This window comes from Amycolatopsis sp. NPDC057786, assembly GCF_042797905.1.
In the GTDB taxonomy this organism is placed as follows: domain Bacteria; phylum Actinomycetota; class Actinomycetes; order Mycobacteriales; family Pseudonocardiaceae; genus Amycolatopsis.
Genome location: NZ_JBHVKW010000011.1, coordinates 46206 through 71647 on the forward strand (window position 1 = coordinate 46206; position 25442 = coordinate 71647).

Here is a 25442-nt window from a genome sequence, read left to right on the forward strand (position 1 = left end):
GTGGCTACTATGCGCCCTATGACAGACGGTTTCGAAGATGCGTGGTCGCTCGCCGAACCCGTCAAGGGCTGGATGACGCGGGAGCAGGGCCTGTCCTTGTGGAACGCGGCGTGCCGCTTGGACAAGGGCGACCTCATCGTCGAAATCGGCAGCCACCAGGGCCGTTCGACGATCGTGCTCGCCAGCGCCGCCCGCACGGTCGGCGCGCGGGTGATCGCCGTCGACCCGTTCGTCGACGGCCGCCTGTTCGGCGGATCGCCGACACGCCAACGGTTCGAGGAAAACCTGAGAAAAGCGGGCGTCGAGGACGTCGTGGAACTCGTGGCGGAGTACAGCACGAAGCTGCGGCCGAGCTGGGATCGTCCGATCCAGATGCTCTACATCGACGGCAAACACGACTACTGGACCTACACCGACGACCTGCGCTGGTCGGCCAACCTGACCGACGGCCGGGAAATCCTGGTCCACGACTGTTTTTCGTCGATCGGCGTCACCATCGGCACGATCGCGAAAGTCCTCTTCGGACGGCGCTACACCTATCTCGACCGCGCGACGTCGCTCGCCCGATTCCGGCTTTCCCCACCGTCGTTCAAGGACAGACTGCGCGTGCTCGCCCAGATTCCGTGGTTCCTGCGCAACGTCGGGATCAAGATCCTGCTGCGGCTCCGGCTGGCACCCGTGGCGAGGATCTTCGGCCACGACAGCCCGTACGACCCTTACTGAGTGAGCGGTTCGCCGACGTCGACCTTCGCGAGACAGACGGGAGCCCCCTTGGCGGACAACTGAAAGCCGATCTTGTCGAACAGTCCCTCGATCGGCAGGTACATCGTGTGCAGGCCAGGCTGGAACCATACGGGCACGCGGATGCCGTCGCGGTCCACGAATCCTTCGCCACCGTCCGAGGTGAAGTAGTCGATCCGCAGCAGGTAGCGGCCGAGAACGGGCGTGTCCAACGGAACGCGGACCAGCTGCTCGCCGACGGTGTACCCGCAGCCCGCAATCGGCCCAGGCAGACCACGGGAAACCGGTTCCACACCGATGATCGTCCTCGCGGTGCCCGAATCGTCCAAAAGGGACATCCGGCTCGTCGGCTGGTCGAACAGGAAGCCGGGGATCAGGCCCACCACCCGTGACGTCCGGGCGTTTTCTCCGAACCAGCCGTGCAAAACGTCATTCGGTACCGCCGTGTCGAACAGCACGAGATCGGGATCCCGGTCGATCGAGGCCCGCGCGTTGGCGAGGAACTCCCGGGAGTGGTCGAACCTGAGTCCGGGCGCCAGCCGGGAGAATCCCACGGCGGAACTCGCGATCAGGGCAAGACACAACGCCAGGGCGATCGGCCGTCTCGCCGTGGACGGCACGGTATCCGAAGGCCGGTCGAGCGGTTTCGGTTCCAGGAAGGCGAAAGCGAGGCACAGCGGGACGACGAGCGCGAGGTCGGCGATGTAGCGGGGATCGCTGCCCAGTTCCGGGCCGACCTCGGTGAGCCGGGTGGCCGCGGAAAGCCCGATGTCCGCCACGAACACCAGCCCCAGCAGCAGCCACGCCTTCTTGGCCCGGAGTCCGCCCACGCGGATCCCGGCGACCAGCACCACGACGGCCAGGAGCAGCAGCGGAATCCGCACCGCCACGGGGGAAGCGGCGAACGTCGCCCCGGGACCGGGGCCCGACCAAGGCCCGCCCACGAGTCCGGGGATCAGGGTGTCACCGAGCATCCGGCCCGTCATGTCCGCGACCGTGCCGACGGTGACCGCACCACCGCCCTGCCCGACCTGGCTCGTGGTCAAGGCCAGAAAAAGGACGGCGTAGCCCACCAGGACGGCGGCGAGGACACCCATCAGCACGAGGTGGCGGCGCAGGGAAATCCCGAGCAGCACGGTGATCCCGGCGATCAGCACCGGGATGAACACGGCCTTCTCGTAGAAGGCCAGCCCGAACACCGTCCAGGCCACAGTGGCGATCGCCCAGCGCCCGCCGTCGGCGAGATACCGCACGTGCGCGTGGAGGGCGGCGGTGGCGGCCAGCAGCACGGGCGCGATCTGGATGGCGTACGCCCACCACAACGTCGGGACGAGCAGCAAGGTCGACGTCGTGAACATGGTGAACGGGACGAGAATCCCCCACCGGCGCCCGAAACAGCGCACCAGTACCGCCCACAACAGCACGGAGGACGCCGCCTGCATCACCAGAACCGGAGCCATCAGCACGGCGAAGTTCAGCGGTGCCCACGCGGTCAGCACGTCGGCGAGCAGGAAGCCGCCCGGCGCGAAATGGCCGTGGTAATCCTGGAAGAAATAGCCGAAGTCGAACGGGCCCGACTTCGCGGCGTGGTAGGTGATGACGAAATCGTCCTGTGCGAGGCTGCCGCGCAGTGCCGCCCACGCGTGCAGCACGAACGGGATCACGCCGGCCGCGAAGGCGGCAGACGTGACCGGCGAAGGTCTTTTCCCCCGGAGGGCCACGGGTCGCCTCAATTCTTGCAGGTCGGCGGCTGGCACATGATCTTGCTCAGCGCCTGGTAGAAGACGTCCGAGATCTTCCTCGGATCGGGGGTTGTGAACGAATCCCCGCCGGTGGCGGTGGAAACCTGCCGCAGTTCGGACGCGTCGATGTCGGGCCCGATGCCGATTCCGATGACGGGCAGCGGTTTCCTCGGATCCTGGAGTTTGCCCAGCTCCTCCAGCAACTGCGGCAGCCCGATCGTTTCGCCGTCTTCGTTGCGCCCGTCGGTGAGGACGACGACCAGGTTGATCCGGCCGGGTTTCCAGTTCTGCCTGGCGTTCTGGTACGCGGCGAGGATCGAATCGTAGAGCCCGGTCGCGCCGCCGGCTTTCGGCCGCACGGCTTGCAGCCGCTCGACGCCGCCCGACGACTTCTGCTCGGCGATCGTCTTCATCGGCAACAGGACCCGATGGTCCTTGTCACCGTCCAATTTGGTCGAGAACAGCCACAACCCCAGCTCCGTGGAGGGTTTGAAGAGTCCGAGCCCTTGCGTCGCGGCCTGCAGCGTGAGCTCCATCCGACTCTTCCCCGTCCCCGGCACGGCGGCGGCCATCGATCCGGAGACGTCGAGCAGCACCTGGACCCGGGCGCTCAGGTTCGTCCCGGCCCAGGCCTGGAGAGCGGCGTACAGGTCCGTCACCGGTGGAGGCCCCGGCGGATGCGGCGCCGGATCGGTCCGGCTGTCCCGCGCCCGCGGCACGGCGAACTGACCGGTGGGCGACCGGAATCCCTCGTCGGCGAAGATGCTCCCGGCGAGCGGATCGAGCAGCAGCCGCAGAAATCGTTCCGCCGCCGTCCTCGACGCCTCGGACGCCTTGGGCAGCACGACATACGGGTAGTCGAACCCCTGCACCGGGACACCGGGATACGCGGCCACCAGATTCCGTGCGAGAACCGACTGTTCGGTCGCCGGGGTCTGCCCCGGCGCGGGGTTCAGTTTTCGCATGGCGGCGGTGAAGGCCGCGGCGGGATCGGGCTCCTTCTCGGTCAGCTTCCGCAGGGCGAGCAGGGTGGCGACGCCGAGCGGATCGCGCGCCGGATCCGGGATCCCGACCTGGGAGCCGTCGAGGATCTCCTGCCAGGAGGGAGCCTTCCCCGGCCAGCCGAACCGCCGCGCGGTTTCGTCGGGAAGTCCCAGTACCACCGGGGAATTCGCCACCGACTGACCGGATTCCGGCAGGTTCCACGCACCGGCGTCCCTGGCCTGCGACAACATCGTGCTCGACTCGGGAACCCAGACATCGGGCCCACCGGAGGCGGTGGTCCCGAGCAGATCGGCGACCTCGGCCGACTCCTTCGCGGTCACGTTGACGCTGAAGCATTCCTCCTGTGGCACGGTCTTCGCGAGCCGCGTGAGCACCGGTGCCACGTCGGGCGCCGCGGTGATCTCGACCGGTGTCAGCGCGTCACAACCGTTGCCCGCCAACCGGGCCCGCAGGTAGTCCACGCCCCACCAGGCCCCGAGCGCGATCACCAGCAACAGGCTCAAGACGACGACGGGCGCGTTGAAACGCCCGCCACGCCTCGGGCCTACCTGCATGTGCATGCCTCCGAGGTGCGGGGTGAGGACCTGGGATGTTGCCCAATCCGCCCGCGAACGTCAACCCTCGGGTAACTTAGTGCCTTCCGCTACGGCAAACGGCCTAACCGACCTCGTGACTCGCGTGCTTGGAGGCGTAACTCACGAGTTACGCCTCTGATCACGCGAGTTACGTCCCTGATCACGCGAGTTCGGCCTAACCGAAATAACGTCCGGCACCGATGTGGGCACCGGCGTTCTGCCACCATCCGGCGTCGCCGGTCGAGTCGATCCCGTCCGCGATCACCGTCGCGCCCGCCATCGTCGCGGTGTCGATGAGGTTCCGCAACGAGCGTTCCGCCAGCGGTTCCGTCCGCCGCTCCGCCAGCCGGGGCGCGATCCGGACCGTCCGCACGGGCACGTCGACGAGACAGACGACGTCACCGGCCGCGCCGAAGTCCTGCAGTTCCGCGTCCACCCCGATCTCGGCGAGGAGATGCAGGTTGTCGACCGTCTCGCCGAGTTCGGCGAGCACGGAGCCGGCGGGGAAGCCCAGCCGCAGCCGAGACGCCCCGACTCCGGTCGCGGCCAGGATGTTCCGCACCGAGCCGACGAGATCGGGATCCGCGGCCTGGTGCGGGGTCAGTCCCACGACCATCGGGAGCCGGTCGTCCGACTCCTCGCAGGCGGTGCGGATGAGCCATTCGCCCAGCGGCACGATGAGACCGGTCTCGTCGGCGAAGCGAACGCAGGTGTCGTGCCCGATCCGGCCGTGGCGCGGATGGTTCCACGCGAGTCTCGCCTCGATACCCGCCGGCCTGCTGTCCGCCAGCCACGTCAGCGGCCGGAAGCCGACCTCGATCTGGCCGGTCTCCCAGGCGCCCGCCATCGAAACGGCCAAGCCGAACTCGTGCCGTTCCCTGGTGTCGAGAACGGAGTCGGACAGCGCCCACTGGCGGTAGCCGTTGGCCTGCGCCCGGCGCAGCGTCATCCCGGAGACGCGCAGCAACTCGTTCGGCGCGATATCCCTCGGTGGCCGGTGCACGACCCCGATACAGGCCGAGACCGCCACCCCGCTGCCGCTTTCGAGGTAGACCGGCTCGGCGAGCTCTTGGTTGATCATGCCGATGACCGTGGCGACGTCCGGGCTGGCCGCGGTGTTCTGGATGAGGACGCCGAATTCGTCGCCGCCGATCCTGGCGACGAGCGCGTCCTCTCCGCCGACGACGGCCCGCAGTTTCGCGGCGACGTTCTTCAGCAGGTCGTCGCTCTGTTTCTGGCCGAGACCGCCCGCGATCAGGGAGAAACCGTCCAGGTCGAGGTGGTAGACCGTGACGCCGAAGGACGGGTCGGCGTGCCGCAGCGCCCGTTCCAGCCGGGTGCCGAAGCACTGCCTGTTCGGCAGGCCGGTCAGTGGGTCGTGCAGGGCTTGACGGCTCAGCTGCCGCTGCAGCAACGAGACGTCCGTGTCGCCGTCGACCAGGGTGATCAACTGCTGGGCTTCGCCAGCCGGATCGCGGATGACGGCCCCGGTGAAACCGGCCCACGTCGGTTCCTCGTCCTCGGCCACGAGTCTTCGCGACAGTTCGAGCCGCTGGGTCTCGCCGTCGAGCAACTTCCGGTAGCCCTCGCGCAGGCCGTCCGCGTCGTCCGGATGCACGAGGTCGTACAGGTTGAGCCCGGTCAGGTCCGCGACGGGCCGGTTCAGCATTTCGGCGAACGCGGGATTCACCCGTTGGACGCGGCCGTCGACCCTGGTGACGGCCACGCCGGTGGCCGAACCGGCGAAGAGCTGCTCGAAGCGTGCCTGCGTCAGCACCAGTTCGCGCCGGGTCTCGCGTTCGAGCGTGACCAGCGTGCGGCTCAGATCCTCTTGCTGTGTCTGGATGCTCTCGCGCAACGCCTCGCCATAACCGGCCGCGAGGGCGCCGAGCACCTGCAACACCCGTTCGGGGAGCGACTTCACGCTACTCAACTCCGGCTCGTGCAGGAGCCCCTTGCCGAGCACCTCCATCGTGCGACGGAGGCTGTCCGGCCCGACGCATCTGAGCGCGACGAGCCGCGCGCCGGCTTCGGTGGCCTGCGCGGGCTCGGCGTCTTCACTCAGCACCGCCGCGAAGACCTCGTCCAGCAGAGCGGCGAAATGCTCTTCGATCTGGGCGTGGGTATACGGAAGATACGCCGTACCGGTGACCAGGTAGGCCCACTTGCGGGCCAGCGTGGCGCGGGTCGGCGCGGTGTTCTTCCGCTTCGGGGATGCGGAGGATGAAGTTCTCTTCGGGGCGTCCGGCGATACGGGGAACTCATCGCCGTCCGGAAGTGGGGCAGTCACGTCCGCCGGTCCTGGGGTCGCTTTCGTATTCCGTGGTGGAGAAACATCCTCCACGATTCTCTAACCGTACTCACGGTTCACCGATCATCCAATCGGGTGGTCACCCTACGGTACTGCAACACCCACCTTGTCCCTCAGCCAAACGCGGGTCGCGTCCCGATATTCGGACGCGTTGCGATGTAAGGCCAGCGAATGTCCGGCACCGGACAGAACATACGTGGAAAGCTGTGCCTCGGGCCGGTAGAACGGCGCTTCCGCCGGGTGCAACGTCTCACCGCTCGAGCAGTCCCGAAGCGCGAAAAGGCCGCAGAACAGGATGTCCTTCGAGCCGACCGCCTGGAGAACCGGCACCCGGATCGCTTTCGTCGCGGGCAGCACGATCCCGAACACGGCGACCGTTCCCATTCCCGGGACCGAAACCTGATCCTTGGTCGCCTCGTCGGCTTCGATGACCCTGGGGTCGGTATTTTCCGTCGCGTAGAACAGTCCGGCACGCGCTCCCGGTTTCGTCGTGAAATACAGCGGATCGCTGCCCAGTGAACCGAGCGTGCCGTCGGTGAACGCGGGTTGCAGACCGAAAAGCACACCTAGGGTCAAGGCGGGGACCGACGGCAGATGCGTCATTCCGGTGAGGATCACGCCGTCCACGTCCTGGTATGTCGCCGCCTCGGCGGCGACGATGCCGGAGCCGACCGAATGCCCGACGATCACGACCTTCTCGAACGGCGTGCCGCCGACCCGGCCCGCGCGCAGATGGCCGATCACCTCGTGCATCGAGCGCGCCAGCACCGGCAACAGGAGCGGAAGGCTGAACGGTTTGCTGCTGCCGCCCGTTCCGAGCTGGTCCGCGGCGAAGGTCGCGTAACCGTGTTCGGCCATGTCCCGTTGGTACGAATAGCGATCCGGGTCGTAGGGCAGGTCCCAGTAGGCGCTGTTGTAGGTACCGCCGTGCACCAGCAGTTGCACCGCATCGGGTGCCGGGCCGCCGGGCAGGCAGAACCGGCCGTGGACCGTGGCGGGTTCGCCGAGCGGGCCGGTGACCGGCAGATCCAGATCGGAACAGCGGATGTCGGCGGCTTCGGCCGGGGCCGCGACCAGGAAACCGCCGAGGAGCACGCAGCAGGCGGCCACCGCCATGGCCAGTTTGAGCGGCATTCTCACAGAACCCTCTCCGGAATCGGGACGCGCGGAAGGAGCATGAACCCTACACGGGGTGACCGGACGCTCACGGCCAGCCCGAGGTTCTCGGCCGCACGATCATCGGCAATCGGTTCGGCTGCATCGTCGCTTTGATCTGAGGAAAGACCTTCACGCCCGGTGCCGGTTCCAGCCGCCACCGGGCGCCGATCGTCGCCGCCACCAACGCGATCTCCGTCGGAGCGAACCGATGCCCTGGGCACAGCCGGGCGCCGGCGCCGAACGGAATGAACGCGCCCTTCGGCACCTCGGCGGCGCGCTCCGGCTCCCAGCGATCCGGATCGAAGCGGCCGGGATCGGGGAACCAGCGCGGATCGCGGTGCAGCGTGTGCTGGCTGACCGCGACCTCGGTACCGGCGGGAATACACACGCCGCCGAGTTCGACGTCCTCCCGCGCCCGCCGCATCAGGATCACCGGCGGGGTGCGGCGGACGACCTCGTTGATGATCCGGTGTGTGTAGACCAAGCGCGGCAGGTGTTCGAACCGCGCGGGCCCACCTGCCAGCACCTCGTCGACCTCGGCGTGGAAGCGACGCTCGATCTCCGGCCGCGCCCCGATTTCGTGGAAGAACCAGGCGAGCGCGACGGCCGTCGTCTCGGCGCCGGTGGTGAGGATCGTGATGACCTCGTCCTCCACCTGACGGTCGGTCATCTTCTCGCCGGTCTCGTCGTCTTCGGCCAGCAACAACATCGACAACAGATCGCCCTGATCGCCGCCCTTCTCGCGCGCCCGGACGACGGCGTCGCCGATGACCCGCCGCAGCCGCGCGGCCGCCGCGTCGAACTCCCGGTTGGCCGGGATCGGCAGACGTTCCACGAACTTCGGCGAGAACGCCCTGACCATGACGTACTTCAGCATGATCGGGATCGACCGCTGGATCTCGGTGAGCGCGTCGCCGCCGAGTTCGGTGGAGAACAGCGTGCGCCCGGAGACGGTCAGGGCGAGATCCTGCATACGCCGGTCGAATTCGACCACCTCGCCGGGTTTCCACGCGTCCGCAAGGTCTACAGCGACCTTCGTCATCGTCGTCTCGGCGTAGAGCGCGATCCGGCTTGGCTGGAAGGCGGGCAACATCATCCGTCGTTGTCGCTGGTTGAAGGCCCCATTGGAGGTCGCGAGCCCGTCGCCGAACAACGGTCGCATCTTGTCGAACACGATGCCTTTGTCGAACTTCGCCGCGTCGACGGCGAGCAGCCGCCAGGCCAGTTCCGGTGTGGTGACCAGGTAGACCGGCATCGGGCCGAAGTCGAGCCGCACGACATCGCCGTGCGATCGCAGTGAGGACAACAGTTTCACCGGATCCCGCAGCATCGGCACGGTATGTCCCAGCACCGGCCACCGGCCTGGTGCGACGGCGACGTCCGGACGTGGTGCCATCGTGCTCGTCTCCCGGTGGCTGGGCGCTGAACCCGGCCACCTTAGGGCCGCGAGGCCGCGGAGTGTGTTCCGCCACCGGACATCCACACGATCGGACGATGGCGGCCGGGTCCCTTGAGCCCGCTAGACTCCTGTGCCCCAACGGATCCTCGACCGAACGGCGGCGACGACGGTGACTTCGAACCTGAACTGGGTGCCTCCCGAAGTCGACACGACCGTGCCGAATCCCGCCCGGGTCTACGACTACTGGCTCGACGGCGACCACAACTTCCAGGCCGACCGCGACCTCGGCGAGCAGATCCTGAAGATCATGCCGGGCATCCGCGACGCCGCCCGGCTCAACCGCGCCTTCCTCCGGCGCGCCGCGCTGCATATGGTGGACGCGGGCGTGCGGCAGTTCCTCGACATCGGCTCCGGCATCCCGACCGTCGGCAACCTCCACGAGATCGTCCAGCGGATCGACCCGTCCTGCCGGGTGGTCTACGTCGACCGCGAGTCCGTCGCCGTGGCTCACGCCAAACTGCTGCTGCGCGGCAACGGCCGGTGCGCGGCGATCCAGGCCGACCTCCGCGACGTCAACGACATCCTCGACGCGCCCGAAACGAAGGAACTGCTGGATCTCGACCAGCCGGTCGGCCTGTTCATGTTGCTGCTGCTGCATTTCGTGCCGGACTCGTGGGATCCGCACGCGATACTGGCCCGCTACCGGGAGCGGATCGCCCCCGGCAGTTTCCTCGCCCTGTCGCACGTCGCGGCCGACGCGAACTCGAGCGGCCTCGATGAGGCGATCGAGGCGTACAAAAGCACCCAGAACGACCCCATCCCCCGCACGCACGACGAGGTGTTTTCGTTCTTCGACGGATTCGACGTCGTCGAGCCCGGCGTCGTCGGCTGCGCGATGTGGAACCCGCAGGGTGCCGGCGACATGTCCGAGGATCCGGAGATCAACGCGTTGCCGTACGCCGGGGTGGGCCGGAAACCGTAGGGTCACCTCGTGAGTGGTGAGGACGGTTAGAACCGTCCTCACCACTCACGCCCCCCTCAGGGCACCACGTCGGTCACGGTGTCCTTGATGACCTGCCACTTGCCGTGCTCACGCACCAGCGTCAGGCTGATCGTGTAGTGCCGGTTGACGTTCTGCGACGGCACCTTGTAGTAGGCGTCGAGGATCGCGAAGCCCATCTTGCAGTCCTCGACGACGGTGTGGGTCACCGTCCACGGCATGCTGTACTCGTACGGGACCTTGAACTGCTCGTTCACCACCGGGTCGACGTTGGCGTCGTAGCCGATGAACAGCTGTCCCCGGCGCCCGACCGTCACCATGTTCTGGTGGATGATCGCCCGGTAGCGGGCCTCGTCGCGCTTGTTGAAGCTGTCCATGTCATCCCAGACCGCGCGGTCGAACGCGCGCTGACAGGCCTGCCGTTCCGTCTCCGCCCGCTGGTCGCCGGCCGCCGCGGCGGGCACGCCGATTCCCGCCGCGGCCACGACCAGCCCGGCCAACGCCGCGTAATACCGCTTGCGCATGGGGTTCTCCTCATCACGTCCCGTATCCGTCCCCATCAGGTTCGCCCGGCGGCGCATCACAGCTGCATCACTTCCGCACCGGTGCGGGCGGCCTGCCGGTTAACCTCGCGGGAGGGGGTGCGATGGAGTTTCGGGTACTGGGTCCGGTGCAGTGCCGCAGCGGCGCGCGGGCGCTGAAGCTGGCGGGCTCGCGGCAGGAGCGGATCCTGGCCGCGCTGCTGCTCGGCGCCGATCGCGTCGTCTCGGTCTCGCGGCTGGTGGACGTCGTCTGGGACGAGGATCCGCCCGCCACGGCCACCCGGCAGATCCGCAACCTCACGACCGCGCTGAAACGCGCCCTCGTCGCCGAGGGCGCTCCCGATGACGTCCTGACCGCCGAAGGTCCGGGCTTCGTCCTGCGCCCGCGCGCCTTCGATCTGCGCACGTTCGAAGGGCACGTCTCGCGCGGAGAGTTCCGTGAAGCGCTCGCGTGCTGGCACGGACCCGCTCTGTCCGGTGTCGACAGTATGGCGCTGCGCGGCGAGGCCGAAGAACTCGACGAGCGTCGTCTGTCCGTTGTGGAGCGTTGCCTCGACGAGGAGATCTCCGCCGGGGAGGACACCGTCGCGGAACTGACGGCGCTGGTCGCCGAACACCCGCTCCGCGAGCCGTTCGCCGGACTGCTCATGCGCGCGCTGCATCAGCAGGGCAGGCAGGCCGACGCGCTGAACGTCTACCGGCAGGCGAGGACACGGTTGGTGGAGGAACTCGGGATCGAACCCGGGCCGAAGCTCCGCGAACTCTACGACCGGATCCTCCGCGACGAGCCGGAATACGGCAAGACCCGGTGCTTCCTCCCTTACGACGTCCCGGATTTCACCGGCAGAGAAGCGGAGATCGCGCGTCTGCTCGACGCCGTCCGGCTCGGCCGTCCCGTGGCCGTCGACGGGATGGCCGGGGTCGGCAAGACCTCGCTCGCCGTCCACGTCGCGCACCGGCTCGCCGCCGATTTCCCGGACGGACAGCTGTTCGTGGATCTGCACGGGCATTCCCCCGCCCGAGAACCGCTTTCGCCCGAGGCCGCGCTCGAAGCACTGCTCGGGCAGCTGGACATCCCGGCGAGCAGGCTCCCCAGCGGCGTGGAGCGGCGAGCCGAGCTCTGGCGCGCCAGAACGGCGGGCCGGTCACTGCTCGTGGTGCTCGACAACGCCGCGAGCGCCGAACAGCTGAGACCGTTGGTGCCGGGTTCCGCCACGGTCGCGCTCGTGGTCACCGGCAGGCGCCGCCTGGCCGCCGTCGACGGCGCCGCGTCGATCAGCCTCGAAGTCCTGCCGGACGAGCAGGCGGGCGCCCTGTTCGCGGCGGCGTCCGGGCGACCCGACTCCGGCGTGGCCGCGTTGTGCGGAAACCTGCCACTGGCGATCCGGATCGCGGCCGCCCGGTTGCAGAATCGTCCACAGTGGACTGTGAAAACCCTGGCCGAACGGCTGGGCTCCGAACACGACAGGCTGGCCGAGCTGAAGGTCGCCGGACGCGACGTGGCCGCGGCCTTCGCACTGTCCTATCGGGAGCTGGACGCCGCGCAGCAGCGCATGTTCCGTTTGCTGGGGCGGAATCCCGGCACCGACATCAGTGTGCCCGCTGCTGCCGCACTGGCGGGTACCGGCGAGCACGAGGCCGAACGCCTGCTGGAGGACCTGCTCGACGCGCATCTGCTCAGGCAACCCGCGCTGGGCCGTTACGCGTTCCACGACCTGATCGCCGAGCACGCCCGCACGGTCGCACGCGACGAGGAATCGGGTCCGGCGATGACCAGGCTGCTCGATCACTACCGCGACGGCGGCGGTCCCGGATGGTACCGCGGGGAACGGGCGAACCTGGTCGCGGTGACGCGCCATGCGCTCGACGCCGGTCTCGACGAGTACGCCTGGCGGATCGCCGAGGACACCACGGAACAGCTTCGGGAATGCGGGTATCTCGACGAGTTGCTCGCCGTGGCGCGGACCGGGCTCGCCGCGGCCCGCCGGATCGGCGATCCGCACGCGATCCAGCTGAGCCTGGCGAGTCTCACCCTGGCGTTCTGGGAGAACGGGCGGCTCATGGAGGGGATGGACTGCGCCATGGAGCGGCTGGACGTCGTCCGGAAATCGGGCGACCGCGCGGCCGAAGCGATGGCCCTGTCCCGGGCGGGCGCACTGCACAGCATGCTCGGCCACTACGCCGAAGCGATCCGGTTCTACCGGGACGGCCTGGCTGTCTCCGGCGGGAGCACCGACGCCGCCGCGACGCTGTGGACCAACCTCAGCAACACGCAGGAGGTCCTCGGCGACCTGGACGACGCACTGGAGTCGGCCCGGCGGTCGGTAGCGCTGCGCGAGGACGACCGAGGCACGATCCTGAGTACGGCCCAGCTCGGCCTGGTCCTCGCCCGGCTCGGCCACTTCGACGAAGCCTTCGCGACCATCGAGCGTTCGATCGGCTCATCGCGCGAACTCGGGTACCTGTTCGGTGAGGCGTGGAGCCGGATCGACCTCGCCGACGCCCTGCTGCTCGCCCACCGTCCGGGTGACGCGCGCGAGCAGGCCGAACGCGCGTGCGCGATCCTCACCCGGCTCAACCATCCGCTGCTGCTGGCCATGGCGGCGAACAGCCTCGGCACCGCCTGCCTCGCCCTCGGCGAGACGACGACGGGCCTGCGTCAGCACCGGCTCGCGCTGGAAACGGCGAGGCGGATCGGCTACCGGCTGCAGGAAGCCCGCGCGCTGGCCGGGTTGGGGCAGACCCGCGCCGCACGAGACCACTACGCGGCGATGGGCCTGTCCCCCGAACCGGTGAAGGTCGTCACCTGAGGAATCCGGTGAGCAGGTCGCGCAAGGTGTCCGGCTGGTGGAGGACGCCGTGGTCCTGCCCCTCGACGGTGGCGTAGCGGGCGCCGGCGACCGTGTCCGCGACCGCGCGGGCGCCTGCCCGCATCCAGGCGTCGCTCTCCCCGCCGTCGATGACGAGCGTGGGGACCGTGATCTTGGCCAGCCTGTCCGCGGGGAGCACGTTGCCCGGCCCGCAGAGCGCTAGGTCGTAGGGCAGCGTGTGGGCGAGTCCGGTGAACCAGGCCCAGAACGCGTCGTCCCGCATGCCCTTCACGACCTCGGCCGGGGTGCCCGTTCCTTCGACCAGGAAGAGCTCGGCCGCGCCGTCGCGGTCTCCCTCGGCGATCAAGGCCCGGACGCGATCGAAGAGGTCGGCCCCTGGCCGCGTACGGCTGTCGTCGACGACGTACGGCGGCTCGTACACGGCGAGGCTGGTCATGGCGACGCCTCTGGCCGCCGCCTCCAGCCCCAGCACGGCGCCCGACGAGTGCCCGAAGACCGCCGCCGAACCGCCCACATGCTCGACCAGCGCGGCGAGATCCTCGACCTCACGCTCCACCGAATAGACCGCGCCCGCGCCGCTGTCACCCCTCCCTCGCCGGTCGTAGGCGATCACGGTGAAGTCCACGGCCAGCGTCGCGGCCAGGCCGGCGACGGTCGTCCGGTCGTTGAACGCCCCGCCGACCAGGATCACCGGGCCGCCCTGCCCGGTGCGATCGAAGGCGATCGAGGTGCCGTCGGCCGAGGTGACGGTCTCGAACGAGGTGGTCATCAGGTCCTCCATGGGGTCTTTCGTACTTTAGCTTCGTCCCTGGGTCGGAGCCGACGACCACCGCTCGACGTCACTTCGTGAGATTCCCGAAGAATTCCCGGAGTTCGGCCACCACGTCGTCCGGGACGGCCATCGCGACCATATGGCTGGGGCTTTCGTGATCCGCCCAGCGCGCGATGTCGTTCTTGCGGGAGGCGATCGTGCGCAGCGCGGACGGCCCGCCGTGGGAAACGCCGGTCGGCACCGCTGTCTGGTCGATCGGCATCGCGGCCGCGCCCTCGTAATACGGCCACAGCGCGGTGCCGCCGGTCCCGGTCAGCCAGTACAGCGTCGCGTTGGTGAGCAGCAGGTCGCGGTCGATCGGCTCGGCGGGCGCCGTGCCTTCCGGCCAGCCGTCGAACTCCTTGAATCGCTCGACCAGGTAGGCCAGCTGCGCGACAGGCGAATCGAGGAAGCCGAAGCTGAGCGTCTGCGGCCGGTTCGTCAGGTACGGCGCGTATCCGCTGCCGCCCGCGAAACGCTCCAACAGCCCCGCGAGATCCGCCTGATCCCGTTCGGTGAGCCCCTCGAACTCGGCGGGATCGCCGGTCGGCACGCCCAGTCCGGACGTGATGTGCGAGCCGATGACCTGCTCGGGCGCGTGCACCGCGAGACAGGGTGTCACCAACGCTCCGGCGTCGTTCCCGTGCGCGCCATAGCGTTCGTAGCCGAGACGGCTCATCAGTTCCGCCCAGGTCCGCGCCACCCGCGCGATGTCCCACGACCGCTCGTCGGCGGGCTCGGGGAACGGGGAGAAGCCGAAGCCCGGCAGCGACGGCGCGACGACGTGGAAGGCACACGACGGGTCGAGGCCGTGGGCTCGCGGATCGGTGAGCGGGCCCAGGACGTTCAGGAACTCGGCGATCGAATTCGGCCAGCTGTGCGTCATGATCAGCGGGATCGCGTCCGGTTCCGGCGAACGGACGTGGAGGAAATGGATCCGCTGTCCGTCGATATCGGTGGTGTACTGCGGAAACTCGTTGAGCCGCTTCTCGTACGCGCGCCAGTCGTAGCCGTCTCGCCAGTATTCGGCCAGGTCCTTGAGGTACGCGACGGGAACGCCCCTGCTCCACTCGGCACCGGGCAGCGCCGACGGCCAGCGGGTGCGGGCCAGCCGGTCGGTCAGGTCGTCCAGATCGGACTGCGGGATGTCGATGCGGAACTGCTCGATGTCGGTCATGAGGTGACCGTAGGGACCATTCAGGCCAGATCTTGACCTAAATGACCCCGCAGTTAGTCGACTAAACGCGGCGCGGGCGTCCGTGAAGGCCTCCTTACCTACCCCGAGGGTAGTGAAGGGGCCCTTCCCGGTGAGGCCACCGTCGTTCATGGCGTGCTCATGGCCGAGCGGGTCGCGAAAGCCACTTTCGCGACGTCTGATGTCCCGGAAGTGGCTTTCGCGACACGGCCCCTGGCAAGCATGGAGAGGTGAAGGGAGCTTTCACCGCATCCGATGCAGTGAAAGTCCCCTTCACGACAAGGTCCTGACCTGAACGGCCCGCAGTTAGTCGGCTAAACGCGGACGGCCTGCGTGGCGCCGAAGGTGTCCTTCACCGGCACCTCGACGGTCTTACGCCGCACGGTCACGCGTACGACGTCCTGCTTCTGCGTCGGGTCCGAAACGGCCAGCCGCCAGCCGTCGCGGGTCCGCCCCAGCGCCACCGACGCCGGACCGGACACGGACACCTCGTCGACCGAGCCGGCGGCGAAGAAGTTCGCCAGCAGCGTCGCGTCCCACAGCCGGACGGCCTGGACGGTCGCGGTGTTGGACCGCACGCGCCACGACCAGGCCGAGGCGATCGTCTCCAGCACCGACGCGGTGGGAAGGACGGCGTACGCGTAGCTCGCGTTCGCGGGCTTGACACCGTGTTCGATGACCAGCTTCTGGTAGCGCCGCGTGTACGGCACCGTGGTGCCCTTGGTGTTGGCGCCCTTGTCGATGTCGCGCCAGGTGCCTGTCCGGTCCTCGCGCAGCGCGGTGACCTCGGCGCCGTCGAGCAGGACGTACCCGCCGACCTTCTCCAGATGCAGCCAACGCTTGCGCCGCAAGGACTCCGAGCCGACGACGAGACGGCCGTCGGCCAGCAGGACACCGGAGCCGTTCTCGCCGAGGTTGCGGTTCTCGATCGTGGTGCGGATCCGCTCACCGGAGGAGTCGGTGATCCCGGCGCCGAGGCACAGCACACCCGACGGCGTGAAAAACCATGACTTCTTCGCGGTCAGTGTGCCGTCTTGGGAGATGAAGTCGAGAGCGTGCGCGCCGTGCCGCGCGTCCCAGCGGACACCACCGCAGTGATCCTTGGTCGTCAGCGGCACCGACTCCAGTTTCGGCGTCGGACCGGTCTTGGTGGTCGTGCCCGGGAGCAGCAGCGGGTCGACCGTCGGCCAGTAGGCGTCGGTGAAATGCCCTTTCGCCTTGGGCAGGAACAAATACAGCGAACCGTCGCCGACGTACCAGCCGTGCAGGTTCATCGAGTTGATCGACTCGTACCGCGAAATCCGGGTCGAGGCGACGCCGAGCGAGGCCGACCAGCCCTCGGTGATGTGCACCATCCGGTCCTGCTGGCCGAACACGCGATGCGTCGCGACCGTCCGCGCCGGCCGGATCTTCGTCGCCAGCAACTCTTGCGCGAACTCGATGCCGGGGACGCCGACGAGGTCCGGCCCCGGCGCGAACCGTTCGGGATCGGGAATTTCGAGGTACGGCGCGAAAGTGTCGTCGGTGATCCACTTCGCGGCGAGGCCGCCGAGTTCGTCCTTGTGCTTCCCGCTCGCCGACCGCGCCAGCAGGACCACCGCGCCGGTGAGCTGATGCCCGATGTCGTGCGCGGATTCCCCTTGCCGCGAAAGGAATCTGCCGCGGACCGACTCCATCATCGCGCCCGCGTAGACGAACGGCGCGAACGTGTCGGAGACCAGCGCGTACGTCGCCTCGCGCACGTCGGCGGGCAGTGCGAACTCCGTGCCCTGGGTGACGTGGATGGCGGACGCGACGGCGGTGAGCAGGATGATCCCGTAATGCCCGGGATACGGCACCGAGTCGTGCTGCAGGAACGAGCCGTCGGTGTGGAAACCGTCGCCGGCCGCGCGGTGGAGTTTGGCGATGACACTCGCCGCTCCCCCGCCTTCGACGTCGGTGAACGCGCCGACGCCCCGCTTGATCCGTTCGACGTCGCCGAGCATCGCGCCGGACACGATGGCGATCATCGACTTGTCCGCGCGGTTGGCGCCGGTCTCGACGACGTTCGGGTTGTTGGTGCGGCGGTTCGGGTCGCCGGAGAACTTCAGCACCGGCTTCAGATACTTGGCGAGTTCGTCCCGGGTCAGCTCACCGGCCACCGTGGACAAAATGTGCAACAGGTAGAGCGGGATGCCGATCTCGTAGGTGTACCAGTTGCCGATCTCGGCGGTCTTCTCGCTGTACTGATCGCTGGTGTACAGCAGTTCCAGCGCGCCCTTGATCCGGGCGAGCACGGCCGGGTCGCCGGCGAGCGCGCCGCCGGGGGTGCCCCAGTTGACCGCGACCGCGCGGAGCCGGGCGTACATCGACGTCGTGAACTCGCTGCCCGGGCCGAGCGGGAGGTCCTTCCACAGTGGACCGCCGCCGACGGTCATGCTGTCGTGGTAGGCCTTCGCGACCCTGTCCAGGTTCGCGAGCGCGGCGGTGCGTTCCGCCGACGGCCGGTCGATCCCGGTCTGCAGCTCGCGATAGCCGGACACGATGGACGACGAGCCCCGGGCCGCGGGCTGCGCTGACGAAGGGCTCGCGAGCGCGGTCGTGAGCGCCACCGAAGCGGCCGCGGCCGCGCCTCCCCGCAAAGCCGTTCTCCTGTCGAAGTGACCGAATCCGGACATGACGGTGCCTCCCAAGGGGTCAGAGACGGGTTCAAGGGCGGCGGCGGGTGAGTGGTAAGGACGGTTAGAACCGTCCTTACCACTCACGAGGTTTCTAGCGTTTCCCGTCGATCCTGCGGGGCAGGTCCCACGGGTTGTTCTCCTGCAACGGTTCCGGCAGCAGCGCGTCGGGGAAGCCCTGCCAGGCGATCGGTCGCAGGAACCGCTCGATCGCGGCGGTGCCGACCGAGGTGCTGGTCGGCGCGGTGGTCGCCGGGTAGGGACCACCGTGTTCTTGTGCCCAGGTGACCGTGACACCGGTCGGCCAGTCGTTCCACAGCAGACGGCCGGCGACCCTGGTCAGCGACGGGAGCACCGGGCGGATCCAGTCCACATCGGACTCTTCACCCTGGATGGTCGCGGTGAGGCCTGGTTCCATCACGCCGAGGAGGCTGATCAGTTCGTCCTGATCGGCGTAGGTGACGATCAGCGACGCGGGGCCGAAGCATTCCTCGCGGACGGTGTCGCCGTCGGCCAGGAAGGCCTTGGCGGTGGTGGCGAGCAGGGTCGCGCCGTGCGAGATCCCCTCCGTGCCCCCGGATTCCGACAGCACCTCGACGCCGTCGACCTCGCTCAGCTTCGCCAGCCCGTCGGCGAATCCGGCCGCGATACGCTCGTTGAGCATCGGCTGCGCCGGGATCGCCGCGACGGCTTCGCGCAGCGTGTCTTCGAGGCCGTGGCCCTCGGGCAGGAACAGCAGCCCCGGCTTGGTGCAGAACTGTCCGGCGCCGAGCGTGAACGAACCCGCGTAGCCCTTGGCGATCGCTTCACCGCGCGCGTCGATCGCGGCCCGCGTGACGACGACCGGGTTGACGCTGCCGAGTTCGCCGTAGAACGGGATCGGCGACGGCCGCGAGGTCGCGATGTCGAACAGCGCGCGCCCACCCGGCACCGATCCGGTGAACGACGCCGCCTGGATCCGCGGATCCTTCAGCGCCGTGACACCGTTCTGCTGGCCGTGGATGACCGCGAAGATCCCTTCCGGCGCACCTGCCCCGATCAGCGCTTCACGCAGGACCTCGCCGGTGCGGGCGGACAGCTCCGGGTGCCCCGAATGCGCCTTGAGCACGACCGGGCAACCTGCGGCCAGCGCCGACGCGGTGTCCCCGCCCGCGACACTGAACGCGAACGGGAAGTTGCTGGCGGCGAACACCAGCACCGGTCCGATCGGGGTGAGCAGCCGTCGGATGTCCGGCCGCGGGCCCATCGGCCACGCGGCGTCCGCGTGGTCGACGGTGGCGCCGAGGAACGCGCCGTCGGCCAGCACCTCACCGAACAGGCGCAGCTGGAACGTCGTGCGCTTCAACTCACCCTGCAGTCGCGGCGAGACCGGGAGATGCGTCTCCCGGTTGGCCAGCGCGATCAGCTCGTCGGCGGCCGCGTCGAGGGCGTCCGCGGCCGCGTTCAGCCATCCGGCGCGCTGGGCTGGGGTCGCGGCCGCCGTCGTGCCTGCCGCATCGGCGGCGGCCGCGAGGATCTGTTCGAGCGTGGCGGGATCCGTTGCCTGGCTCATTTTCTTGCGTCTCCTAGAGTTCTTGCGCGGCGCTGACGGCGGCGATGAGATCCGCCCAGCGCCCCGGGCCGGCGAGGCCGAGGTGGTACAGGTGCAGCTCGGTGGCGCCTGCCTTGCCGAGTTCGATGGTGTAGGCCTCGATATCGGGTACCGGGCTTGCCGCCACCGCGGTGATGTAGCTGCCGACGGCGACCTTCTCCGGCAGTTTCGCCCGTGCCGCCGCGACGGCGCCGACGCTGGGACGGCCGGGTGCCCAGTTCTGCAGCACCACCGCGTCGACGTCGTCCGGGGCCGACGGCGTCAGCCCCGGCAGCGCGCCGGTGACCCACGGGTCCATCGCGCCGTGCAGCACGATCCGGGGCCCGGACGGGATCTTCGCGAGCACCTCGCGCCGGAGGGCGTCGGTCGCGTTCTGGCGCGTGTCGAGCAGGACCTGCCGCAGGGTGGGGAGGATCTTGTCCTCGGTCGCCCGGAGGTCGCCGCTGTCGATCAGCCGCCGGACCTCGGCCCGCAGCTTGCCCAGCGCCTTCGCCGGGTCCTGCCCCGCCGCGGCCCAGGCGTCGAGACACTCGTCGCAGCAGCAGACCGAGAGCAGCCGGGCCACCGCGGGCGACCAGACGCCGTCGGTCTTCTCGTGCTGGTGCTGGTGCACGGCGCCGAGCGGACCGCAGGCCTCGAGGATGACCGTGGCGAAGTCGAGCCCGGCGAGGCTCTCCGCCGTCACGTTCGCCGCGTATTCGCGGACGGCGGGCTGGCCTGGGCACAGCGCCCACGGATACCGCTCGCCGAAACAGTTGCGCACGGTGAAATCCGGGAACTCCGTGCCCAGCTGCGAATTGTGGGTCAGCACGAGCCACGCCGCGGCCGGGATCCCCGCCTCGTTCAGCATCCGGACGGCGTCGCCCGCGCTGTCGCGGCTTTCGACCCAGTCCGGCTCGGCGGGCTTCAGCTCACCCCACGCCTCCTCGCGCACCGGCCGGTACAGCGCCGCGTGGCGCGCGACGATCGAAGTGCGCTCGGGCGACCAGGGCGTCGCCGCGCGGGCGCTGTGGTACGACACGGCGACGGCGACCTCGTCGACGCCGAGTTCCCGTACCCGCTCGACGAAGCCGGGATCGTCGACGACGTCCCAGGGGTAGGCGTATCCGGTGACCTTCACCTCGTCACCACCGTGCCGTGTTCGGTTCGAAGCTTCCCACGAACTTCCGCATATAGGTCACGTCATCCCGTTTGGTCTGTCCACTTCGGACATAGTCTTCATGGGCCCGCGCCAGCGCGTCGGGGTCGAGTTCGACCCCCAGCCCCGGCTTGTCGGGCACCGCGACCGCACCGTCGACGAACTCCAGCGCACCCGGGGCGATGACGTCGGCCGTCTTCCACGGCCAGTGGGTGTCGCAGGCGTAGGTCAGGTGCGGCGTCGCCGCGGCCACGTGCACCATAGCGGCCAGACTGATCCCGAGATGACTGTTCGAATGCATGGACAGCCCCACGTCGAAGCATTCCGCCGTGGTCGAGAGGGCTTGGGTGTCCCGAAGGCCACCCCAGTAATGATGGTCCGAAAGTATTACGCCGACCGCTCGCTGCCGGAACGCCGGCTCGATGTCCGCGAAGCGCACGACGCACATGTTCGTGGCCAGCGGCATGTTCGCCTTCTCCGCGACCCGCGCCATGCCCTCGATACCCGGCGTGGGGTCTTCGAGGTACTCCAGGACACCGTCGAGTTCGTCGGCGACCCGGATCCCGGTCTCGACGGTCCACGCCGCGTTCGGGTCGATGCGGAGCGGGTGCTCCGGGAACGCGTCCGCGAGCGCGCGGATCCCGTCCATCTCCTGGTCGGGGTCGAAGGCGCCGCCCTTCAGCTTGATGGAACCGAAGCCGTACTCCTCGACCATGCGGCGTGCCTCGCCGACGAGCGCCTCCGGCGTGGTCACCTCGCCCCACGAGTCCTCTTCGGCGCCGATGTGGGCGCCGAACTTGTAGAACAGGTAGGCGGAGAAGTCGACGGCGTCGCGCGCCTTGCCGCCGAGCAGGTCCACCACCGGCCTGCCGAGGTAGTGGCCCTGCGCGTCGAGTGCGGCCACCTCGAACAGGGAGTACACGCTGGCGACGGTCTTGCTGACGGAGAACCCGCCGGTGAGCCCGTGCGCGTCGGCGAAGACGACCTCGCCGAGCGTGGTGGCGACCTTCCGGCGGAGGCCGGGCAGGTCGAACACGTCGTGCCCCCTGAGTTCCGGGAGCACCTTCCGGACCTGGTCGAGGAACGCGAGGTCACCGTAGGACTCGCCGAGGCCGACCACGCCGTCCTCGCAGATCAGCTGGACGACACCGCGCAGCGCGAAGGGCTCGTGCACGCCCATCGCGTTGAGCAGCGGAGGGTCGGCGAACGCGACCGGGGTCAGGACGACGTCGAGAACCTTCATCTTCAGGCACCGGCCCCGACGGACTTGAGGACGGCGAATCCGTCGTCGATGATCTTCCCCAGGCGGGCGATCTGGTACGCGGTGGGCTCGACCAGCGGCGGCCGGACCGAGCCGACCTTGTCACCCCGCAGACGCGCGGCCGCCTTGACCAGCGACACGGCGAAGCCCTTCCCTTCGTCCCGCAGCGCCACCAGCGGCAGGTAGAACCCGGCGAGCAGCGCCTCCATGACGGCGTCGTCGTTCTCCGCGAGCGCGCGGTGGAAGCGGGCCGCGATCTCGGGGGCGAAACAGTGCACGGCCGAGGAGTACCGCGCCACGCCGACCGCGGCGTAGGCGCGCGCGGAGACCTCCGCCGTCGGAAGACCGTTGAAAAACAGGAAGTCCTTGGCCCGGTCGGTGCCGACGGAGCGGATCGTGGTGATGATCCGGCTCATGAGCTCGACGTCGCCGAAGCCGTCCTTGATACCGACCACCGACGGGATGCCGAGCAGGTCCACGGCCGAATCCGGGGTGAACACGCCGGTGGAACGGTGATAGACGATCACGGGGATCGAGGACTCCCCGACGGCGTACCGGACGTGCTCGACCAGGCCGGACGGCGGGCCGGTGACCAGGTAGGGCGGCAGGAGGAGGACGCCGTCCGCGCCGCCCGCCTCCGCCGCCGCGATCCCGGCACGGGCCGAGGCCGCACCGCCGCCCGCCCCGACCCACACGGGCACCCGCCCGGCGACGACCTCACGAGCCTTGCGCAGGATCGCTGCGTGCTCGTCCGGGGACAGCGAGCTGAATTCGCCCGTACCGCAGGCGACGAACAGCGCACCGGCTCCGGCGGCCACGTGGCTCTCGACGGTTTCCGCGAACGCGTCGAGGTTGAGTTCCAGCCCCTCGGTGAAGGGGGTCAGAGGGAACGCCAGTAGGCCGTCGAGTTCGATCTTGGGCTGTGCCATGGATTTCTCTTTCGTTCTTTGTGGATGGTCCCGGGTACGGGCCCGGTCAGGCGGGCACGGTGGTGCCGTCCTGCGACTTGCGGGGTAGGACGTCGTCGTCGCGGTCGATCGTGTCGATGAGCTCGTCGGTGGTGGCCTTGCGCTCGGGCATGAGGTAGCCGAGCCCGATGAACAGCCCCAGCGAGACCAGGATCGGGGTGGACACGGTGACCGCGAGGGTGGCGTTGAAGCCGTAGTAGGCGATCGCGTAGGCGATGAGACCGCCCGCCCACGAGATCAGCGCCGCGCGGGAGCCGGACCGGCGGAACCACGGGAGCATGCCGAGCAGCAGCGGCACCGAGATCGGGCCCATCAGGGCCGCGACCCAGAGCACCACGATCCCGAGCACGCCGCCGAGTTTGGGGGCCTGCGTGGCGACCGCCATGGTCAGCACGATGAAGATCGCGGTCGTGATGCGGGCGGCCAGCAGACCCTGCGCCTCGGTCCACCGCCGGGTCTTCTTGATCAGCACCGGCAGCATGTCGCGGGTGATGACCGCGGAGATCGCGTTCGCGTCAGACGACACCATCGCCATCGTGTGGGAGAAGATGCCCGCCAGCACCAGCCCGATCAGGCCCGGCGGCAGGAAGGTCGTCGTCATGATCGCGTAGGCGTTGTCCGGGTTCTCGATGTTCGGGATCAGCAGCGGGGCCGCGAACATCGGGAACATCATGAACAGCGGCCACACCAGGTACAGGATCGAGGAGAGCCGCGCGCCCCGCCGTGCCGCGTGCGTGTCCGGCGCGGCCATGTAGCGCTGCGCCAGGTTCCACATACCGCCGTTGTACTCCAGCGTCTTCACGAGCACATAGACGAGCAACACGACCGTGGTGAACTTCGACGTGGTCGGGTTGAGGTGGCTCGGCGGGAGGTCGCCCCACATCGTCCACAGACCGGAGACGCCGCCGAGTTTGCCCAGCACCACCCAGAGCATGGCGATGGCCGCGATGGCCTGGATCACGAACTGGCCGAAGTCGGTGAGCGCGTCGGCCCACAGACCGCCGACGGTGCAGTAGACCAGCGTGACCGAACCGGTGATGATGATGCCCCAGGTGTAGTCCACCCCGGCGAAGACGTTGAGGATCGTGGCGATCGCGAACCACTTCGCCGCGATGTCGAAGATCTTCAGCAGGCTGCCGCTCCACGCGAGCGCCTGCTGGGTCGGGACGTTGAACCGCCGCGCGAGGTACTCGAGCGGGGACGCCACCCCCAGTTTCGACCGGAGCCTGTTCCACCGGGCGGCGAACAGCCAGCTGCCGATACCGACGCCGATGCCGATACTGGCCATGCCCCAGAAGTAGACGGTGATCCCGCTCGTGTAGGCCACGCCCGCGTAGGCCACGAACAGCACCGCGCTGTAGCCGGACATGTGATGCGAGATCCCGGTCAGCCACCAGGGCATTCGCCCCCCGGCGGTGAAGAAGTCCTTCACATCGTGGATCCGCTTGTGCGACCACCAGCCGATCACGACCATCAACGCGAAATACGCGCAGACCATCGCCCAGTCGAGTACGTGCACCGTTGACTCCTCTCCGCGTTCACGAAGGTCCAGCCCGACCTGTTCACATCCATGAACGGAGTCTGTTATAGTGATTATGTTCATCCATAAGAACGCTGTTCGGGACGCTAATATGGCCGGAGTCACAAGTCAACGGCCGGATGGAGGAGCGCGGATGCCACAGCAGGAAGCCGCTGTCACCGTGGCGAACGGCGCGCCCGCCGCCGAACCCGCCGGGGTCAAATCGGCCCGGCGGGCGATCGACCTCATCGAGACCTTCGCCGCGAACGACGTGTGGCTGTCGCTGTCGGATCTCCACGCGCGGACCGGATTCCCCAGGTCGAGCCTGCACGGACTGCTCCGCACCCTGCTCGAAGCAGGCTGGCTGGAGGTGGACACCAACACCGCCCGCTACCGCCTCGGCGTCCGCGCGCTGATCTGCGGCACGGCCTACCTGGACCGCGACCCGGTCGTCCCGTACGCGACCGAGGCGTTGGAGCGGATCCGGGAGAAGACCGGCTACACCGCGCATTTCGCGCGCCGCGAGGGCACCGACGTCGTCTACCTGGAGACGCGCGAGTCGCGGCACTCGACGCATCTCGTGTCCCGCGTCGGCCGCACGCTGCCCACCCACGCGACCGCACTGGGGAAGGCGTTGCTGGCCGAACTGACACACGACGAGATCGACGGGCTCCTGACCGGAGAGCTGTCCGCGCTCACCCCGAACACCATCACCACCGTCGAAGCGCTGCACGCCGAATGCGCGAAGACCCGCGAACGCGGCTATGCGGCGGAAATCGAGGAAGGCAGCCTCGGTGTCCGGTGCGTCGCGGCCGTGATCCCGTACCGCATTCCCGGCACCGACGCGATCAGCTGCTCCATGCCGGTCACCGAGGTCACCGACGCCGACGCCCAGCGCGTCGGCGAACTCCTCGCCGAAATCACCGCGGAACTCGGCCAGCAACTGCGCCGCGCCGGTATCCGCTGATCGTTCCGTACTTCCTTCACTGACAAGGGGT

At 68.8% G+C, this 25442-nt stretch carries 18 protein-coding genes; 4 read left to right on the plus strand and 14 right to left on the minus strand.

Annotation, left to right across the window (positions count from 1 at the left end; all coding sequences use genetic code 11):
* The first annotated feature begins 18 nt into the window (after positions 1-18).
* Positions 19-723 (plus strand): class I SAM-dependent methyltransferase, encoded by a 705-nt coding sequence (locus ACFVM3_RS09950; protein WP_378437325.1) that lies wholly within the window; start codon positions 19-21, stop codon positions 721-723.
* Here the strand turns inward: ACFVM3_RS09950 and ACFVM3_RS09955 are convergent.
* The 5 genes from ACFVM3_RS09955 to ACFVM3_RS09975 all read right to left on the minus strand — a co-directional run bounded on the left by ACFVM3_RS09955 (position 717) and on the right by ACFVM3_RS09975 (position 8928).
* Positions 717-2462 (minus strand): hypothetical protein, encoded by a 1746-nt coding sequence (locus ACFVM3_RS09955; RefSeq protein ID WP_378437327.1) that lies wholly within the window; start codon positions 2460-2462, stop codon positions 717-719. The genes ACFVM3_RS09950 and ACFVM3_RS09955 overlap by 7 nt on opposite strands.
* Positions 2463-2470: 8 nt before the next feature.
* Positions 2471-4042, minus strand: coding sequence for a substrate-binding and VWA domain-containing protein (locus ACFVM3_RS09960; protein WP_378437424.1), 1572 nt, complete (start codon positions 4040-4042; stop codon positions 2471-2473).
* Positions 4043-4238: 196 nt separating this feature from the next.
* Positions 4239-6353 (minus strand): EAL domain-containing protein, encoded by a 2115-nt coding sequence (locus ACFVM3_RS09965; RefSeq protein WP_378437328.1) that lies wholly within the window; start codon positions 6351-6353, stop codon positions 4239-4241.
* 105 nt (positions 6354-6458) lie between these two features.
* On the minus strand, positions 6459-7508 hold the full coding sequence (locus ACFVM3_RS09970) for an alpha/beta hydrolase (RefSeq protein ID WP_378437330.1): 1050 nt from the start codon (positions 7506-7508) through the stop codon (positions 6459-6461).
* 70 nt (positions 7509-7578) lie between these two features.
* Complete coding sequence (locus ACFVM3_RS09975) at positions 7579-8928, minus strand: cytochrome P450 (protein WP_378437332.1); 1350 nt, start codon at positions 8926-8928, stop codon at positions 7579-7581.
* Positions 8929-9100: 172 nt separating this feature from the next.
* Here ACFVM3_RS09975 and ACFVM3_RS09980 point away from each other — a divergent pair, with 172 nt between their 5' ends.
* Positions 9101-9913: an SAM-dependent methyltransferase gene (locus ACFVM3_RS09980; protein WP_378437334.1), complete on the plus strand. Its 813-nt coding sequence runs from the start codon at positions 9101-9103 to the stop codon at positions 9911-9913.
* Positions 9914-9969: 56 nt separating this feature from the next.
* On the opposite strand, the gene ACFVM3_RS09985 is transcribed toward ACFVM3_RS09980, so the two are convergent.
* Positions 9970-10455, minus strand: a complete 486-nt coding sequence (locus ACFVM3_RS09985; protein ID WP_378437336.1) for a hypothetical protein — start codon at positions 10453-10455, stop codon at positions 9970-9972.
* Positions 10456-10577: 122 nt separating this feature from the next.
* Here ACFVM3_RS09985 and ACFVM3_RS09990 point away from each other — a divergent pair, with 122 nt between their 5' ends.
* Positions 10578-13283, plus strand: a complete 2706-nt coding sequence (locus ACFVM3_RS09990) for a BTAD domain-containing putative transcriptional regulator (protein ID WP_378437338.1) — start codon at positions 10578-10580, stop codon at positions 13281-13283.
* On the opposite strand, the gene ACFVM3_RS09995 is transcribed toward ACFVM3_RS09990, so the two are convergent.
* The 8 genes from ACFVM3_RS09995 to ACFVM3_RS10030 all read right to left on the minus strand — a co-directional run bounded on the left by ACFVM3_RS09995 (position 13276) and on the right by ACFVM3_RS10030 (position 24444).
* Positions 13276-14085, minus strand: coding sequence for an alpha/beta fold hydrolase (locus tag ACFVM3_RS09995; protein WP_378437340.1), 810 nt, complete (start codon positions 14083-14085; stop codon positions 13276-13278). The two genes, ACFVM3_RS09990 and ACFVM3_RS09995, sit on opposite strands and share 8 nt — an antisense overlap.
* A gap of 58 nt (positions 14086-14143) precedes the next feature.
* Positions 14144-15292, minus strand: a complete 1149-nt coding sequence (locus tag ACFVM3_RS10000) for an epoxide hydrolase family protein (protein WP_378437342.1) — start codon at positions 15290-15292, stop codon at positions 14144-14146.
* Positions 15293-15624: 332 nt separating this feature from the next.
* Positions 15625-17967 (minus strand): polysaccharide lyase 8 family protein, encoded by a 2343-nt coding sequence (locus ACFVM3_RS10005; protein WP_378437344.1) that lies wholly within the window; start codon positions 17965-17967, stop codon positions 15625-15627.
* Between the two features lie 94 nt (positions 17968-18061).
* Positions 18062-19519, minus strand: a complete 1458-nt coding sequence (locus ACFVM3_RS10010; protein WP_378437345.1) for an aldehyde dehydrogenase (NADP(+)) — start codon at positions 19517-19519, stop codon at positions 18062-18064.
* 13 nt (positions 19520-19532) lie between these two features.
* Positions 19533-20678: a hypothetical protein gene (locus tag ACFVM3_RS10015; protein ID WP_378437347.1), complete on the minus strand. Its 1146-nt coding sequence runs from the start codon at positions 20676-20678 to the stop codon at positions 19533-19535.
* 4 nt (positions 20679-20682) lie between these two features.
* Entirely contained in the window at positions 20683-21939 is a 1257-nt protein-coding gene (locus tag ACFVM3_RS10020; protein WP_378437349.1) for a glucarate dehydratase family protein, read from the minus strand.
* 2 nt (positions 21940-21941) lie between these two features.
* A complete protein-coding gene (locus ACFVM3_RS10025; protein ID WP_378437352.1) occupies positions 21942-22886 on the minus strand; it encodes a 5-dehydro-4-deoxyglucarate dehydratase in 945 nt (314 codons plus the stop codon).
* Positions 22887-22932: 46 nt separating this feature from the next.
* The gene (locus ACFVM3_RS10030; RefSeq protein WP_378437354.1) at positions 22933-24444 is read right to left on the minus strand and encodes a sodium:solute symporter family protein; all 1512 of its coding nucleotides are present in this window, start codon (positions 24442-24444) and stop codon (positions 22933-22935) included.
* Positions 24445-24598: 154 nt separating this feature from the next.
* On the opposite strand from ACFVM3_RS10030, the gene ACFVM3_RS10035 reads away from it, so the two are divergent.
* Positions 24599-25411 carry an IclR family transcriptional regulator gene (locus ACFVM3_RS10035; RefSeq protein ID WP_378437356.1) on the plus strand — a complete coding sequence of 271 codons (813 nt, stop codon included), beginning with the start codon at positions 24599-24601 and terminating at the stop codon, positions 25409-25411.
* Positions 25412-25442: the final 31 nt, after the last annotated feature.